10 protein-coding genes are annotated in these 18,254 nt (G+C 41.1%); 6 read left to right on the top strand and 4 right to left on the bottom strand.

What is annotated here, in order from left to right; all coding sequences use genetic code 11:
* Positions 1-7: 7 nt before the first annotated feature.
* From KKOR_RS01130 to KKOR_RS01140, 3 genes are read left to right on the top strand one after another with little or no spacing between them, the layout of a single operon-like run.
* Positions 8-6,649 carry an Hpt domain-containing protein gene (locus tag KKOR_RS01130; protein ID WP_012800166.1) on the top strand — a complete coding sequence of 2,214 codons (6,642 nt, stop codon included), beginning with the start codon at positions 8-10 and terminating at the stop codon, positions 6,647-6,649.
* Between the two features lie 18 nt (positions 6,650-6,667).
* Complete coding sequence (locus KKOR_RS01135) at positions 6,668-7,261, top strand: chemotaxis protein CheB (RefSeq protein ID WP_012800167.1); 594 nt, start codon at positions 6,668-6,670, stop codon at positions 7,259-7,261.
* 8 nt (positions 7,262-7,269) lie between these two features.
* Complete coding sequence (locus KKOR_RS01140) at positions 7,270-7,731, top strand: chemotaxis protein CheW (RefSeq protein ID WP_012800168.1); 462 nt, start codon at positions 7,270-7,272, stop codon at positions 7,729-7,731.
* Positions 7,732-7,746: 15 nt separating this feature from the next.
* On the opposite strand, the gene KKOR_RS01145 is transcribed toward KKOR_RS01140, so the two are convergent.
* A complete protein-coding gene (locus tag KKOR_RS01145; protein ID WP_012800169.1) occupies positions 7,747-8,475 on the bottom strand; it encodes a 16S rRNA (uracil(1498)-N(3))-methyltransferase in 729 nt (242 codons plus the stop codon).
* Positions 8,476-8,479: 4 nt separating this feature from the next.
* On the bottom strand, positions 8,480-9,829 hold the full coding sequence (locus tag KKOR_RS01150) for an adenosylmethionine--8-amino-7-oxononanoate transaminase (protein ID WP_012800170.1): 1,350 nt from the start codon (positions 9,827-9,829) through the stop codon (positions 8,480-8,482).
* Between the two features lie 151 nt (positions 9,830-9,980).
* Here KKOR_RS01150 and KKOR_RS13490 point away from each other — a divergent pair, with 151 nt between their 5' ends.
* Complete coding sequence (locus tag KKOR_RS13490; protein ID WP_012800171.1) at positions 9,981-10,655, top strand: hypothetical protein; 675 nt, start codon at positions 9,981-9,983, stop codon at positions 10,653-10,655.
* Positions 10,656-10,778: 123 nt separating this feature from the next.
* Here KKOR_RS13490 and ahcY read toward each other — a convergent pair whose 3' ends face one another.
* Together ahcY and metK are read right to left on the bottom strand one after the other, a co-directional pair.
* On the bottom strand, positions 10,779-12,176 hold the full coding sequence (gene ahcY, locus KKOR_RS01160) for an adenosylhomocysteinase (RefSeq protein ID WP_012800172.1): 1,398 nt from the start codon (positions 12,174-12,176) through the stop codon (positions 10,779-10,781).
* A gap of 82 nt (positions 12,177-12,258) precedes the next feature.
* Positions 12,259-13,419: a methionine adenosyltransferase gene (gene metK, locus KKOR_RS01165; protein ID WP_012800173.1), complete on the bottom strand. Its 1,161-nt coding sequence runs from the start codon at positions 13,417-13,419 to the stop codon at positions 12,259-12,261.
* A 386-nt stretch (positions 13,420-13,805) separates the two neighbouring features.
* Between metK and KKOR_RS01170 the strand changes: the two genes are divergently transcribed.
* Together KKOR_RS01170 and KKOR_RS01175 are read left to right on the top strand one after the other, a co-directional pair.
* Entirely contained in the window at positions 13,806-14,663 is an 858-nt protein-coding gene (locus KKOR_RS01170) for an ion transporter (RefSeq protein WP_012800174.1), read from the top strand.
* Between the two features lie 72 nt (positions 14,664-14,735).
* Positions 14,736-18,251, top strand: coding sequence for a PKD domain-containing protein (locus KKOR_RS01175; protein WP_012800175.1), 3,516 nt, complete (start codon positions 14,736-14,738; stop codon positions 18,249-18,251).
* Positions 18,252-18,254: the final 3 nt, after the last annotated feature.

Here is an 18,254-nt window from a genome sequence, read left to right on the forward strand (position 1 = left end):
TGTAGGCATGAGAGATAATCAAACAAAAGTAGCTTTAAATTGGGTTAAAGACGAGGTTGAAAGCACGCTTGAGCAAGCGCAAAATGCGATAAAAGCGTACGCAGAAGACGAGTCTGATAAGACCCAAATACATTTCTGTGCAAATTGCATGCACCAGATCCGAGGCACTATGCAAATGCTAGAGTTTTCTGGCGCAGCATTACTGGCGGAAGAAATGGAAGCACTAGCCGAAGCTATCGGCGAAAGAAAAGTTGAATCAAATGAGAAAGCCTATGAAGTCTTTCTTTCTGCCATTTTAAGATTCCGTAGCTACTTATCACGTTATGCTGAAGGAAAATCTGATCTACCTGTTATTTTACTGCCCGCCATAAACGATATGCGTATCTGTCGTGGTGCTGATAATCTGGGTGCAGGCAACCTGATCAGTATTCCAACCGAGGGTATTGATGCTCCTTCGCCTAAAAACAAGACAGAACTTAAAGGTGATATTTTAGCCGAAGTCAAAGCGCTTCGTTCCAAGTTCCAACAAGGATTGCTTGGGGTCATAAGAGACGTTGAAGTGCAAGCCAACATGGAGCAGATGCGTGAAGTCACAGAGTCCTTATGGGGACTGGAGAATCGTGTTCCATACCAACCTCTTTGGTGGGTTGCTTCAACCTTCCTAAAAAATATTGGTCTACTTCCTAAGAAAGATAATCCTGTTGTAAAAAGTTTACTGGGTCAAGTTGACCGTCGTATCCGTGAGCTAATAGAGCAAACGGCTAATCAGGAAGAAGCTAATAAAGTTTTAATTAATATTCTGTTCTACGTTGCTCAATTTGATACAGAAGATGAGCAAGTGAAAGAAGTACAAGATAAATTCCAGCTAAATCAATTAATGGATTCTTTAGGTGATCTTGAAAGTGAGTCTAGTGATTTGACTGGCCCTGATACTGCGAGTGTTCGAATTGCTCTCAACGTTATCAAGGAAGATCTTGGTGAAATCAAAGAGTCGCTTGATCTTTACATTCGAACTAAATCTCAGGAAAGCGAACCACTGGAAGATATGATTCCAGCAATGCAGAAAATTTCAGACACTATGTCGATGCTTGGTTTAACACAATCCAAAGAGATGATAAGCAAGCAGATGGGCTCGATTGGTGACTTGCTGGATGGCTCTGAAGCTGATCGCGAACAGGGTCTGATATATATTGCCGAGGGAATCTTGTCACTGGAAGACTACATTGAGCGTGCGCTAAAAATGGATAGTAAGCAGCTTGCTAATGAAAGCCTTGGTCAAGGCGAAGGGGAGTCATTACAGATAATTAATGCCAGATATCAGTTGGTTCAAGAAAGTCGCGGCAACTTGCATAAAGTTAAAGATGCAATTACTGATTATCTAGATGAAAGCCATAATATTAATCGCCTTGAGAATGTTCCTGAATTATTGAAAGAAGTAGAGGGTGCTTTAACTTTTGCCCAGCTTGATACACTATTAGATGTGATCACCAAGTCAAAAAACTTTGTAGTCAAATACCTTATTAGTGAAAAAGTCGTATTAAGCGATGCTGAGGTTTCAACGCTGGCTGATGCAATAAGCTCAGTTGATTATTACCTTGAAGGACTGATGTCATCTGGACTGCATGGCTTACCAGTGATCTTACAGCGAGCCATTGATAGTATTAGTGAGCTGGAAGAGCACTACGGCAACCTGGATGAAGAGCTGCTACCAGTCTTGGATGAGCCGCTTGAAATGCCTGAAATCGAAATGGTTGAAAGTGAGAATCATGACCAAGACGATGACAGTGATGAGTTGATTGATGATGAAGTCCGAGAGATTTTTATCGAAGAAGCAGATGAAGTTCTTGAAGAAATGCACAGTTTGCTTCCTGAGTGGAAGCAGGACCAGACGAATAAAGAAGCTATAAACACTATTCGTCGTAACTTCCATACCTTAAAAGGTAGTGGTCGCATGGTGGGTGCTACTGATATCGGTGAATTGAGTTGGGCAATTGAAAATATGCTCAATCGCTTGCTTGATCACAGTATTGAATATTCGCCCGCATTGTTTGTCACCACTGAAGAAGTGGCAAATATATTACCGAAAATGGTAAAACAATTTGCCGGTGGGGAAAGAACGCAATATCCAAGAGATTTGGCTGAGCGAGCAAATCGTATCAGCAAAGGTGAAATTATCACCGATATCCAACCACACCAAGAGCAAACAGAAGAAGAAGCTGATCAAGCAGCAGAGCAAGAGTTGTTTGATATATTCAAGCAAGAAGCTGAGGGCCATGTAACTAATCTTGAAATGTTTGCAAATCAGCGTCAGCAAGGTATTACCCAGAGTCAGATCAGCGACAACCTTCTCCGCTCATTACATACCTTAAAAGGTGTGGCACATATAGCAAATATTCAATCACTAACTAACGTTATAGTTCCAGTTGAAAGCTATTTTCAAGAGCTGAAAACTCGTGAGTTGTTAGCTGAAGAAGGAGATATGGCCTTAATTGATCATACTAAGGATCTGCTGAGATATATTATTAGCACACCAGAAGATGATCAGGTGATTTCAGTTCATGAAGATGAAATTCTTCAGCAATTATCAAAGCAACAAAAGAGATTTGATGAATCTGGCGAAACAATTCAGGAACAAGGCCGAGATCCGGAGCTAATAAAAGATATTTTCAATATAGCTTCAGATGTGCTGGTAGATATTGAAAGCACAAATCTACAGGAAACACCTGAGAAAGAGCGTTTAGAAAAAATCTCATATCTAATGGCATCAGTGGATCGCCTGAAGAGTATTTTGGGTGAAGCAGAGCTTAATGAGATTGAGCAAGTGGTATCTGCACTTAGTGATGCATTACAACGTAATATGACTGCCAGTAAAGTAGATACCTCGATTGGTGTTCTGCTCAATGAAACCTATAACCAACTTGAAAATCAATTTGATTGTCTGGCTGCTAACTTATCAATTACAGAAGCTAGCGACTTGGTGCAGGCGCTACAAACCTGGAGCCCAGCTGAAGCTACTGCGGGTTTAGAATTAGAATTGGAGCCGGCCACGGGAGAAGCTGCTGCTAAAGATGAGAGCTCATCTGAAGTAGAGTCAGGACTTGAGTCATCTGATGAAACATCCGCTGCTATTCCAGCAGAAGAAAGCTCTGAACCAGAGGAAAAACAAGCGACGGAAGATAACAGTATTGAGTTCAGCCTTGATGACGACTTCTTGACTACAAAACCTGAAGATAAGCAGGAAGAGAAAGATACTAGCTTTGAAGAAAAAGCCACTTCTGATGATAATTCGATAGAATTTGAATTCTCGGATGACTTCTTAGCTTCTGAGCCGGCGGAAGAAGAGTCTAGCACTGAAGAAATTGAGGACGACTCAGACATAAGCTTGGAAGATGCGGCAGAAGAACTTGGTTTAGACCTCAGTGAGGACCTTGACCTATCAGATGAGCTAGATTCGGATGAAACCAGTGAAGTGACAGAAGAAACTTCACATGAGGAAGTGCAGCAAAAAGAAACTGCTGGAGAAGACTCATTAGAGTATAACTTTGAAGAATTAGACGAAACAGCGGAAACAACAGAGACGACAGAAGACGTTGTTTCTAAGCAAGAAGAGCCGCTTGAAGCCGATGAGTTGGCGGATCAAGATGAAGCTGCCACCACCGAGGAAAAAACCGGAGAGATTATAGAGGAAGCTCCAGAAGAGGAGACCTCACAAGCAGTCGAAGAAGAGCCTAGAAAAGAGTCAGCTAAAACAATCAGTCTCGATCTTGATGTCGATGATGAGTTGCTTGAAATCTTCAGCGAAGAAGCAGAAGAACTCTTTGATAGCGATGCAGCTCTACTGCAAAAATGGCGCCAAGAACCTAATAATGTAAAAATCATTGCTGAATTACAGCGTAACCTGCATACCCTAAAAGGTAGTGCAAGAATGGCTGGCTTCTCACCAATCGGTGACTTGGCTCATGGTTTAGAAGATTTATACACCGCCATTACTGATCAGCTGTTTGCTGCTTCTGACCAAGCGATTGATCTAGCTGAGCGAGCTGAAGATCAGTTGCTTGCTATATTTAATGCAAGAAATACTCCAGACCAGATTCCTTCACCTGCAGCCATGCTCGATGAAATCCAAGGATTTATTTCGGCTCAGAAAGCTGGCAGAGCCTATGTAAGGCCACAAGCTGAAGACATTAAACCTACGGAAATAGTAGAAGAGCCACAACAGCCAGTTGAAGAGGCTAAAACTGAGTCTCCGAAAGAAGAAAATAAAGCGGAAGAACCAGAACAGATTAAGACAGAAGAACCCACGCAAGATAAAGGCGCTTTAGAAGAGGCAGCCTGGAATGAAGAGCTAGCAGAGTTATTCTTAGGTGAAGCTTCTGAACTGCTGAGTTCTTATGAAGAAGCCATTGAGCGATGGTCAGGGGACTTGCATAATACGCAACCATTAAACTCTGCCATGAGAAATCTGCACACGCTGAAAAGTGGTGCAAAGCTGGCAGCGATTACACCAATAGGTGAATTAACTCACAAGCTGGAAGGGCTTGTTGAAGCTTTAGCAAGAGACCCTCGTTTGGGCAATAGTCGTTGGGCTGATGTACTACGTCGTAGTTATGATCAACTTCATGAAATGGTTGAGCAAGTTCGTAATGGTCATATGCCTGAGAAGCCAGCAGAGCTGCTGCGCAAACTTGAAAGTGATAAAGCAACGATTGAATCTCAGCTAGATCAGCTTGATAAGCGCGATCTGGCAGAGTCTGGTGAGCAGGCTGAGGTCAAGGTTGTTTCATTAGCTGACAGACAGAAACAGAAAGAAGAAGCAGCTAAAGAAGCGGCAAATCGCGATGTGATTCGTGTCCGCTCAGAGGTTCTGGATAACTTGGTTAACTTATCTGGTGAGGCTTCGATCTTCCGTTCTCGTCTTGAGCAGCAAGTAGCCGACTTAAACTTCAACTTGAAGGAAATGTCATCGACCGTTGACCGCTTGCGTGAGCAATTACGTAATCTTGAGATTGAAACTGAAGCACAGGTTCTGTATCGCCGAGAAATTTCCGGGGTAGATTTTGATGAGTTTGACCCTCTCGAGATGGACCGTTATACCCGTCAGCAAGAGTTGACTAGAAGCCTTCTTGAGGCTGCGAGTGACTTAATGTCAATTCAGGAAACATTGGAAACGAAGGTTGGTGACGCGGAAGCAACGCTTTTGGCACAGGGCCGAGTAAATACAGAGCTTCAAGATCGCTTAATGCGTACGCGAATGGTGCCGTTTAATAGTATTGAAAGTCGTTTGCGCCGCATGGTGCGTCAGATTTCAACTGAGCTAAATAAAGATGTTGATTTAATACTCGAGTCTGAAGGTGAAATGGACCGTACGGTAATCGAGCGTATGGTTGCACCACTTGACCATATGTTAAGAAATGCAATCGACCACGGTATTGAGTCTAAAACAGAGCGTAAGAAGGCAGGTAAAGTTGAAAAAGGTACCGTGCACTTGAGCTTGTCGCGTCGCGGTAATGAAGTTTATATTCAAATTCAAGATGATGGCGCAGGTATTCGTAAAGATAAGGTTCGTGCAAGAGCAATTTCTCAAGGCATGATTGACGAATCTTATAACCCAACCGATCGTGAATTATTCCGCTTAATTCTACAACCTGGATTCTCCACTGCTGAAACAGTGACTCAGATTTCTGGTCGCGGTGTTGGTATGGACGTGGTTCACAGTGAGATTTTGCAGTTGGGTGGTTCATTAAACATCAGCTCAGAAGAAGGTCAAGGCACTACTATGACAGTGCGCTTACCATTCACTCTGTCCTCTAACCAGGCACTGATGGTGAGAGTTAAAGGCGAGCCTTATGCAATTCCATTGTCGAATATCACAACGGTAGCACGTGTTAGTGCAAAAGAAGTTCTTGAGATTTACCAAGATAAAGACAAAACCTTCTCTCACTTGGGAGAAGAATTTGAATTGCGCTATTTAGGACAAATCCTTGACCGAAACTCAGATATTATTCCACCAGTTGATGAATACGTACCAGTACTGATTATTCAAGGTGAAGACAAGCCGATTGCGGTTCATGTAGATGAATTGATTGGTTCACGTGAAATCGTTGTTAAAAACATTGGTCGTCAGATTTCGACGGTACCAGGTATTTCAGGTGCTTCGATTCTTGGTGATGGTAGCGTTGTTTTGATTCTAGATATGCAGACGTTAGTAGACAGATTCCACGAATGGGATTTCGCACACGAAGCGGGTATGGTACAAGAAGCTCCAGTTGAGAATCGCATACCAATAGTAATGGTTGTCGATGATTCGATTACGGTTCGTAAAGTAACTGCAAGGCTACTACAGCGCAACCAGTTCCAGGTAATGACTGCGAAAGATGGTGTTGATGCAATTACCCAATTGCACGACGACATTCCTGATGTCATGCTGCTGGATATTGAAATGCCAAGAATGGATGGTTTCGAATTAGCAACTATCATTCGACATGATGAGCGACTTAAGCATTTGCCTATCATCATGATTACCTCACGTACAGGTGAAAAACACCGTGAGCGTGCTGAGCAGATAGGTGTAAATCGCTATTTAGGTAAGCCCTATAATGAGGAAGCTCTATTAGGCACAATTGATGAAATGCTTAAGTTGGAAGACTAAAGGATTAAACAAGCTGTAATGAATACAATGTTGGTGCTGCTGGGCGCCTCGACAGGTGGCCCTGCAGCAGTTAAGGCTTTTATTGATGCCTTGCCTGATAAACCTTTACCGGTTTGTTTTGTTCTGGCAAACCACATTAATGAAGGATCACTGCCGAACCTACAAGCAATGCTGAATGAGCATCCATTTATCGATGCTGAAATTATCGATCAGTATAAAGATATAAAGCCAGGCAAACTTTATATCGCACCGATTGATAAAAAGATTAGTTTTGTAGTTCAGGGGAAAGTAATTCTAACTGATGAGCCTTGGAGTAAGCCCTACGCTCCAAATATCAATGAATTATTCGCAGAGTCTCTGGAGTTAAGAGATGTCGAAAAGTTAGCAATAATATTTAGTGGCATGGGCGAAGATGGTTCTGAAAATGCTGAGCTGCTAACTGAAAGTGGGGTTGATATCTGGTGTCAGACGATTGAAAGTTGCATCCAGTCATCAATGCCGGAAAGTATGATGAAAACAGGACAAGTAACTTATAAAGATGATCCAGCAGGATTAGCTGCACAGTTGGTTATTTTATTAGAAGCCTTGTTTCCAGTTGACCAATACGCGTGAGATAAAGCATGACTGATACAGTAAAAGACGTTTATAGTTTTTTGATTCCTATGATTGAAAACAGCTTGCTGTTGCCGAATGCAACAGTGGCGGAAATCGTTCCATTCATGAATGTGGATCTAGCAGAGAATGCAGAGTCGAGCGATGACTGGCAAATTGGTCAAATAATTTGGCGCAACATCAAGATTCCTGTTGTTTCATTAGAAAGAATTCAAGGTAAAAAAGATCTCGGCGAGCTGCGTCGTTCACGTATCGCGATTGTTTACACCCTAAACAGTAATCAAGATGTGCCTTATGTGGCAATCATGGTGCAGGGTATTCCGCGTTTGGTTCCAGTCGATGAAGACAATGGAAAAATGTTGGAAGAGGAGTTACCAACGGGTGTTAAGGCGTGGGTTGACCTGGATGGACGTAAGGCGCTAATTCCTGATCTGGATTTAATTGAAAACATGTTGGTTGAGCGCGTTTAACTCTAGAGGATAGTTCTAGAAGTCACCCCACAAACTATTCATGACTGATACGGCAGCTAAGGCTGCCGTTTCTGTTCTTAGTATTCTTGGTCCCAGTTGGACAGGTTTGCAGCCATGCGATTCAACCCATTCAACTTCTTCATCACTAAAGCCGCCTTCGGGCCCAACCCATAACTGAAGCTCAGACTGAGCATCAGCTATGATGGTTTTGAAACTGTGCTTGCTGTCAGGGTGCATGAAAAAACTAGTGTTATTTAGTTGAGACAAAGCATCCTGTAATTTCACTGCTGGATATAGACTGGGAATTGAGTTACGACCACACTGTTCACAGGCACTTTCAATTACTTTTTGCCAATGCTGCAGTTTCTTTTGCCAGCGTTTTGCATCAAGTTTTACACCACAACGTTCAGTAATGAGAGGGGTAAATTGTTTAACTCCAAGTTCAACTCCCTTTTGCAATGTCAGCTCCATTTTGTCACCGCGAGATATACCTTGGAATAAGTGAATATTTAATGGAGATTCGTTGTTGACCTCTATGGCTTCAACCACACGAACTGAAACCTGATTACGTTCAATAGCTTGGATTTGGGCAAAATAACTAAATCCATCACCATTAAATAATTCTATTTGTTGGCCTGTATTCATACGCAGCACGCGACTAATATGCGTCGAAGCTTCTTTATCTAGCGCCATCTCAGTGGATAGCGACAGTGCTTCAGAGGTGAAAATACGGGGTACACGCATCGGTTTAGTCCTTAGTCGCTAACTGTATACCTTGCCAGGCAATATCGGCAAGCTTATCGATCTCTTCAGGTGTAATAACATAGGGTGGCATGAAATAAACAATATTGCCTAAGGGTCTAAGCAGCGCACCTTGTGATAAAGCGTGCTCATACACACGCATACCACGACGTTCTTTCCAGTTATAAGGTGTACGAGACTTTTTATCCTGAACCATCTCGGCGGCTAGAATCATGCCGGTTTGGCGCACTTCGGCGATGTTAGGGTGATCAGCAAAATGGGCGGTTGCCTGAGCCATGTGTTGTGCCAAGACTTTATTGTTCTCAATCACCGGTTGGCTTTGAAAAATATCCAATGTTGCCTTAGCAACGGCACAACCTGTAGCATATCCAGTGTAACTATGTGAATGAAGGAAAGCAGTCAACTTTTCGTAGTCATCGTAGAAAGCCTGAAAGATTGATTCACGGGTCAGCATTGCTGAAAGTGGCAAAAAGCCAGCAGTAAGGCCTTTTGATACGCACATAAAGTCGGGGCTAATATCTGCTTGTTCACAGGCAAACAAAGTACCAGTACGGCCAAAGCCGACAGCGATTTCATCGGCAATTAAATGAACGTCAAATTCATCACACAGTTTACGTAATTCGCTAAGATAGACAGGATGATACATACGCATCCCAGAAGCACACTGCACCAGTGGCTCAACGATAATAGCCGCAACCTTCTTGTGTTCGCGCTCAACAAGCTCACGCATTTTTTCAAACTGACGTAACGAGTAATCATGCCAACTCTCGCCTTCTTCACGGTAGAAGCAGTCAGGAGAAGGGGCTGTCATAACATCAAACATAAGCGGTTTATAGGGCGCTTTATATAATCCTAAATCAGAAACTGCCAATGCTCCCGTAGTTTCACCGTGGTAACCACTTTCTAAAGCGATAAATTGTGTTTTCTCGGGCTTGCCTGCTAGCTGCCAGTAATGCAGACTCATCTTCAGGGCAATTTCGACCGCTGAAGAGCCATTCTCACCATAGAAGACACGGTCTAATCCTTCTGGAGTCATGGCTACCAGTTGCTCAGCCAGATCAATTGCTGGCTCGTGAGTGAAGCCAGCAAAAATCACATGCTCCAGCTTATCGACCTGCTCCTTCATGGCGTTGGCAATAATAGGATTACTGTGGCCAAACAGATTGACCCACCAGGAGCTGACAGCATCAATGTAGCGGTTACCGTCAAAATCTTCTAAATAGACACCTTCGCCACGCTTGATAGGTGTCATAGGGTAGCGCTCATAATCTTTCATTTGACTGCAAGGGTGCCAAAGAACAGCTAAGTCACGTTTTTTCAGGGAAGCGTTATCCATAGAAATATATTGAAACCATTGAAAAATGATGGCGCTATTATCGCGTATTTATGTAGAAGTCTCAAAGGATCCTAGTTAATAGTTATAAACTGCAAAGTCAGCTGACTTATATTAGAATGACAATAAAATAGAATAATACTTAGGAAACAATATGCTTATTAGTAGGGTGCTATCATCTACTTTAACTAATGTAGAAAATAATAAAATTGCTTTCTTAAGATTGTCGTATCTACCAATTGTATGTTTTCTCATAATTGAGATTTGGCTAATAAAATCTGAAAGCAGAATATTGCTAATACTGGCCATTCTACTAAACATTTATGTCTATTCAATATTTTGTATCGGTATCCATAGGCTAAACCTTATTGGCAAAAGAGCTAATCCTCCGTTAGGAAATATAAGACTAAAATTACGAGAGTGGAATTATATTGGCTATTTGTTAATTATTGGGCTTTTTACTGGCTTAGCCCAAATCGTGGGTTTAATACCTTATATCGGCCACTATCTGGCCATAGTATTAGTCATATATGTTTTTTCAAGGTTGGCTTTAGTTTTACCAGCTGTCGCTATTGATAGGTCTTTAAGTATTAAAGAAGCTTTGCATATCAGTAAGCAGTATCACCTAGAAACCTTTTTACTATTGGGAGTGATCCCAACTTTAACAATATTGCCTTTGTACTTATTAGATTACAGCTTGATTAGCCAAATTGTCAGTTCGATTTATACAACAACTATTATGATCTTTAATATTGGGCTTATTTCCCAGACATATGAATTATTGGTTGGGGTTGAAGAAGATGAAGATAGCTCAAGTATTAATATTTAACGACGAAGAATGAAGTGGCTTTAACTCTTATAAATATGAAAGAGTTATTGGAGAGTTAGTAAATTGAAGACAATAAAAAGCCGGCAATAGCCGGCTTTTTTATAGAGCAATGTATTACAAAAATTAGTAACGGTAATGTTCTGGCTTGTAAGGGCCTTCAACCGGTACGTTGATGTAATCTGCTTGGTCTTGGCGAAGAGTTGTCAAACGCGCACCGATTCTTTCAAGGTGCAGGCGCGCTACTTTTTCATCAAGATGTTTAGGCAGGATATAAACATCGTTGTCGTACTTATCGCCATTCTTCCACAGTTCAATCTGTGCTAACACCTGGTTGGTGAATGAGTTGGACATTACGAAGCTTGGGTGGCCGGTGGCACAACCAAGGTTCACTAGGCGGCCTTTAGCCAATAAGGTAATGCGTTTACCATCAGGGAATCTGATTTGGTCAACCTGTTCTTTAATGTTGACCCACTCGTATTTTTCCAGGCTGGCAACGTCGATTTCATTATCGAAGTGACCAATGTTACAAACGATAGCCTGATCTTTCATACGCTCCATGTGTTCATGGCGAATGATGTCATAGTTACCCGTCGCCGTTACCACAATATCTGCTTGCTCAACAATGTTTGGATCTTCAAGGTCCACAACACGATAACCTTCCATCGCAGCCTGTAGTGCACAAATTGGATCGATTTCAGTAATCCAAACTGTTGCACCTAAACCGCGAAGCGATTGAGCAGAACCCTTACCCACATCACCGTAACCACAAACGATAGCAATTTTACCAGCAATCATGACGTCAGTAGCACGCTTAATACCGTCTACTAGAGACTCACGGCAACCGTATAAGTTATCAAACTTAGATTTAGTCACTGAGTCATTGACGTTAATGGCTGGGAACGGAAGTTCGCCACGTTTTTTCATTTGATATAGGCGAGCAACACCTGTGGTCGTTTCTTCAGTCACGCCTTGGATATTGGCTAAAGTGCGAGAATAAAAGTCACTGTCTTCGGACAACTTAACTTTGATAGCTTTAAATAAGGCTACTTCTTCTTCGCTCTTTGGGTTATCTAATACTGAAATATCTTTTTCGGCACGAGTTCCAAGAATAAGAAGAGTCGTAGCATCGCCACCATCATCCAAAATCATGTTCGGAGAACCGCCATCATGCCATTCCATGATGTGGTGCGTATATTCCCAGTACTCATCCAAAGTTTCGCCTTTATAGGCAAAAACAGGAATGCCTTGATCGGCAATTGCAGCAGCGGCGTGATCTTGAGTTGAGTAAATATTACATGACGCCCAACGAACTTCGGCGCCTAGTGAAATTAAGGTTTCAATTAACATGGCCGTTTGAATGGTCATGTGTAAAGAACCCGCAATGCGAGCACCTTTAAGAGGTTGTTCTGAACCGTACTCTTCGCGAACAGCCATCAAACCAGGCATTTCGCTTTTTGCCATGTCGATTTCTTTGTGGCCCCAGTCAGCGAGAGCAATATCTTTAATGATGTGGTCAGTCATAATTTTCCTAAATTTTTTCAGGGCTCTTTAAATCGAAAGCTGATCGATAAAAGGCCGTTCAGTGAGTGTAAAAGTAAATAGATTATAATCCGGCTGCAGCACGTAACTCTTCGGCTTTATCGGTTTTTTCCCAAGTAAAGCTGTCTTCAGTTCGGCCAAAGTGACCATAAGCTGCTGTGGACTGATAAATTGGTTGTAGCAAGTTCAACATTTTAGTTAAGCCGCGTGGGCGCAAGTCAAAATGTTCGCGAACCAGGCCAACGAGTTTGTCTTCGCTGATTTTGCCGGTACCAAAGGTATTGATACTGATTGATGTTGGTTCGGCAACACCGATTGCGTATGACACTTGAATCTCACAACGATCGGCAAGACCGGCGGCAACGATGTTTTTGGCAACATAACGACCAGCATACGCTGCGCTACGGTCAACTTTTGATGGATCTTTGCCGGAGAAAGCACCGCCACCGTGACGTGCCATACCGCCATAGGTATCAACAATAATTTTACGCCCCGTTAAGCCGCAGTCGCCCATTGGACCACCGATAACGAACTTACCGGTCGGATTAACGAAATATTTAGTTTTGTCACTGATCCATTCAGCAGGTAGAACTGGCTTAATGATTTCTTCGATAACAGCTTCCTGTAGATCTTTTAGAGAAATCTCGGGGCTATGTTGAGTGGATAAAACGACAGCATCAATACCTACTGGCTGGTCATTTTCGTAGCGGAAGGTGAGCTGGCTTTTAGCATCTGGGCGTAACCATGCTAGCGTACCGTTTTTGCGAAGTTCAGCTTGCTTTTGCACTAAGCGGTGTGAGTAAGTAATTGGTGCTGGCATAAGCACGTCGGTTTCATTGCTGGCGTAACCAAACATTAAACCCTGGTCGCCGGCACCTTGCGCTTCTGGATCATCGCGATCAACACCTTGAGCAATATCAGGACTTTGCTTGCCAATAGCATTCAGTACCGCGCAAGATTCCCAATCGAAACCGATTTCAGAGCTGTTATAGCCAATTTGCTTAATGGTATTACGTGCAAGCTCTTCAATATCAACCCATGCAGTGGTCGCAACTTCACCTGCGACAATTACCATACCCGTTTTAACCATGGTTTCCACAGCAACGCGCGCATTGGTATCTTGCTTAAGGATTGCATCAAGTACCGCGTCGGAAATCTGATCGGCAATTTTGTCTGGATGTCCTTCGGAAACGGACTCCGACGTAAATACGGAATAATTGCTCATTTCTATTAAGTTACCTTTTATTTAAAACAGAATGATGTAAACCAACTTAACAACACTAAAATGCTGGTCAAAAAGTAGGCGGATTTTACACTGTTTAGACGTCTAAATCACCTATTTTTACACCCTTGACTGTGAAAATCACATGAAAAGAATTCAACATCATTATAATCAGACTAATAGATAAAGAAACCGAGAAAAAGTTACATAGATCAATAAAATCAATAACAAAAACCTCACATAAAATAATGGTATACCGTCAGGTAAAGGCTGGCCTTAAATTAGGAAGTGCTAAATAGATGTTGTTACATACCACCTATAACTAATCGTAATAATTGATTAGAATCATATTATAAGCAATGAAGATAATGACAGAGCAGGAAGGATTAATGACGCCACAACTAAAATACCGTAAGCATAAATTTGACGAAGGTGAGCCCTTATCGCCCTGGCGAGAAAAAATTCATGAAGTAATTTTTGAAGCAGACACCTTTGCTGGCAAGTCATTTGATGTGGCTTTAATTATCACAATTTTTATTAGTGTGTTAGCTGTCATGCTCGATAGCGTAAAAGTGATTTCGGTACAATACGGTAGTCTGCTGCTTGCAGCGGAATGGGCTTTCACCATCTTGTTTACTATTGAATATATCTTACGTTTAATAAGTGTCCGAAAGCCTCTGCAATATGCAAAAAGCTTTTATGGGGTGGTGGATTTACTCTCAATTATTCCTACTTATTTAACGTTAATTATTGTCGACGCAAAGTATTTCCTTATTATTCGTATTTTAAGGGTACTGAGAATATTCAGGATTTTTAAGCTGGCTAACTATATGGGCGAAGCCAGCTTGATGATGAATGCGCTGAGAAATAGTGGTACTAAAATTAGTGTATTCCTGTACACGGTTCTTATGTCTGTGGTTGTGTTTGGTTCATTGGTTTATGTCATTGAAGGTCCTGAAAATGGATTTAGCAGTATTCCGACTTCAGTCTACTGGGCCATCGTAACCCTAACCACCGTTGGCTACGGCGACATCTCACCCCAAACTCCCGTCGGACAATTTCTCGCATCCTGCATCATGATTCTAGGTTACGGCTTGATAGCAGTACCGACCGGGATCTATAGCGCAGAAATCACTCGCGAAGTTATGAAGAAAAAAGATGTTACCAATAATGCTTGCCCAGCCTGTGCCTACGAAGGGCACGATAAAGATGCGGAGTTTTGTAAGAAGTGTGGGACTAAATTGTAATAAAAGTGTCGAAAAATTGAACACAAGTCAAAAATGCATATAATACGCCTTTTATAATAAAATGGCTGGGATATGAAAAAAATACAATATGGAATCTTGTTGGTGATTCTGCCACTGGTGCTTGCGTTCAGTTATTACTTTTCACCTTCTAAACCGCTATCAATCGTAAAGGACATAGGTCAACTGCCTGTAGACGCGGGTATTATAGATATGAATAACTCTATAACGTTTGAAGGTAGCCTCTATTTTATAAGTAGAATTCCTGAGTTCGGAGCAGAACTCTGGAAGGTGGATAAAGATAATAATGTAAGTTTAGCTTTGGAAACTATTCCAGGTAGAGAGTCCAGTGGCATACGAATACTGTTTGAGTCAGAAAATATACTGTATGTCTCTGCAAAGAAACCGGGCTCAAATACTAGCTCTGTCTATTATCTTGATGATCCTAATGGTGAATTCATTGAACTTGATCTGGGAGTACCTATCCACACTGGTAACCTAAAAGAAGTAGATGGTAAATATTTTGCATTGACTAGCTCGAATGAAAATAACGTTGATACCATTGTTGAGCTTAATGGAGAAGGTAGTTTACTTCATACGATTACAGGGAATGAAAACTTTTATTCAATTCATGACGTTACTTATTTTAATAATGAAATTTACTTTAGTTTTAGCGATGGTTCGTCTCACGAATTGAGAAAGAAATCAGCTGGCGTTGTAGAGACTATTTATACTAGTGATCATCAAATATCTCGATTAATTAAAACAACCGCTGGAATTTATATAGTAGAGAATAATTATAATGTCACGCCATCTTCTTTTGATCTTAGTTTTTTGAGTGAAGATCAAATAACTCCATTAAAGAGCTTTAGCCATATAGATACTGATCAAATTTTAGCTCAAGGAGACTATTTGACCTTGCTTGCAGTGCCTGTAGGAAGTGATGTGCAACAGATTTGGGAGTTTAATGGGGCTGATATTGATCAATTGACGAATTATATCGAAGGAGAAGTATGGGATATAAGACACCTGACTCGAGTAAGTAGTACATTATATTATTATGAGTCCGGGGTAGAGGGAGAAAAGGTAAAGTTCAGTGATGGAGCCGGACTTTATGATGTAAGTACAGGATATGAATATTATGAGTTTTTTGGCCATACTAGACTGTTAGAATTGAACAGCAAAGTATTTATCCAAGGTAACAAGTATCAAGATGGGCAAGCTATACCTAGTGTGTCAGTCATAAGCAATGGTATCGCGACAGAGATAATAAGTGACCAAGAGGTATACGATTACCAGCCTTTCTCTATGGGTGATAAGGTTTATGTAATAGCTAAAAAATATAACTCTATTATCGAATTGTATGAAATAGATACCGACTTTGGAGTAGCTAACTCAAAATTAGTGTTTGAAAGTCAAAGCGTTGATTACCTTGCAGCTGATGAATTAAATAACAAAATTTATATTCTTAATGGAGAGACTGCAGGAGGCCAATACCTACTATCGGTAATTGATAATTACATAGTAAATCAATTAACAGTTTCAAGTAATACAGGCGGTAGTTATCCCAGACAATTCACTGCACTGAAAGATAAGACATACTTTATCGCGGAGCATGATGAATTAGGTACAACCTTATGGGAATCTGATGGACACGAAGCACTGCTTATCGATGCTGAATTTAATGAAATTTTGAATGTAAGTCCTGAGATGTTATTTAATGTGGATGATCATCTTATTTATTTAGTAAAAGAAGGAAGTGGCTTTAATTCAAAATTTCAGATTTGGATACATAAAGAGGGAAGCTCATATCGACTATCCCAATATACATTTAACGAAAGTGAACTATCAATTCTAAATGATGGTGTTGGATTGTACTTCATTAGCGGTTATGAAGGGGGTACAAGAAGAGCACTGTGGTTTATATCTCCTGAGGAAGCTCGAATAATTGAGGAATTAGATGGTGTTTCAAATGAGACAAAACTTATAAATACTCCACATGGAATTTACTTCACAGATGGTTTTGGGGATTCTGCAGGTCTTTGGAAGCTTGATGGCATGTCCCTGATAAAGATCGAGGATAATGGTTTGCAGTTCTCCTCATCATATGAAAGGGAAATCATTTGGGATTCGCAGCATATCTACCTAAAGCAATGTATTGATTATACAACAGTGGTATACAAAAGTGATATTGCCAATGGCTTAGAGGCTATGGATATCGGGGAGCTGTCTGGTAAGAATTGCAATGACTCAAAGTATTATCAATTATCTGAGGAAGTAGCAGTTCTGTTAAGTAGTTATGAGACAGATTTGTATGGTGTTTGGAGCTTGAAAGATGGTGTACTCAATCGTATAGATAGTTTCGCAGATGTGAGAGGTGAGGCTATAGCTATGGATAGCAGATTATATTTCAATGCACAACCAGCAGATTCTTATCGTGACTATCTTCATGTTTATGAGAACGGTGTTGCGAACAACTTGTATATAGAAAGTTCAGATGGTCTTAAAGTGGCAAAGGTTTCAACTGAGGATAACTCTGACTGGATATTTAATAAGTATGTAGGTTATCAGCTTTATCAATATAGCGAAAATGGACTTAGTGAATATGGAGTTATCCCAGACGGTTACGATAACATACATTCTATAATAAAAGTTGGAAATATTAACTTTATACAAGCTAGCGGTCAGTATGGGAGCAATCAGTTAATTGCTCTTGAGGAATCAGGAGAGTTAACTTTTCTAAACCAAGACCAAAGTATAAACTTCAGTAATAATGGTTATTATGGAGGCTCTCCGATAGGTAAAGGTCATGGAGAGTGGTTGTTTATGCAAGGGTGTAACTACATAGTAGGCTGTGAGCCTTATTCATTGAGCTTGAGTAAAACACTTTTAGCATCCTTCAATACAGATAAAAACCATTATGTTGCTGGCTATAAAGTTTCTGTAGATGGCTCTCTGTCTGAAATGGGAGAGGCTGATATTGTGGAATATAACTGGAAGTTAGTTGGTTATGAGGGTGCTCAAATTGAGAATAATGGTAATGCTCAGGCAAGTATTAAGTTACCTTTAATAGAGCAAGGTACTAATCTGACAGTTGAGTTGGAAGTTATTGATGCTAATGATAATAGTAGTACGGCAACCAAAGAAATAAGTGTTGAGGTAAATCAAGCTCCAGAAATTGTTATTAGCGCTCCTGCCTCTGCTGTAGAAGGGAGTGTAGTTAAGTTGGATGCGAATGCTTCAAGTGATAAAGAAGGAGAAGCACTAAGTTTTCAATGGAGTATTGTGGAAGGCAAAAATATTAATCTTAACAATGCACATCAAGCGATTGCTTCATTTACAGTACCTGACTTAGAAGAAGATGCAGTCATTACTTTCAAAGTTGCTGTGGGCGATACTGTTGGAAATGTTTCTGTGGCTGAGGTGCAAGTTTCCTTGGAGAAGGCTGAAGGAACCACCAACCCTAATCCAGATAATGGTGCGGGTGATGGTGACTCAGGCGGCGGTGGTTCTACAAATTGGCTACTGTTATTGATGCTTGCTTCACTGATGATGATGAGGTTCGGCTATCATCGCAGAAGAGTTAACTGAGTC

Origin of the sequence: Kangiella koreensis DSM 16069 (assembly GCF_000024085.1) — a bacterium.
In the GTDB taxonomy this organism is placed as follows: Bacteria; Pseudomonadota; Gammaproteobacteria; order Enterobacterales; family Kangiellaceae; genus Kangiella; species Kangiella koreensis.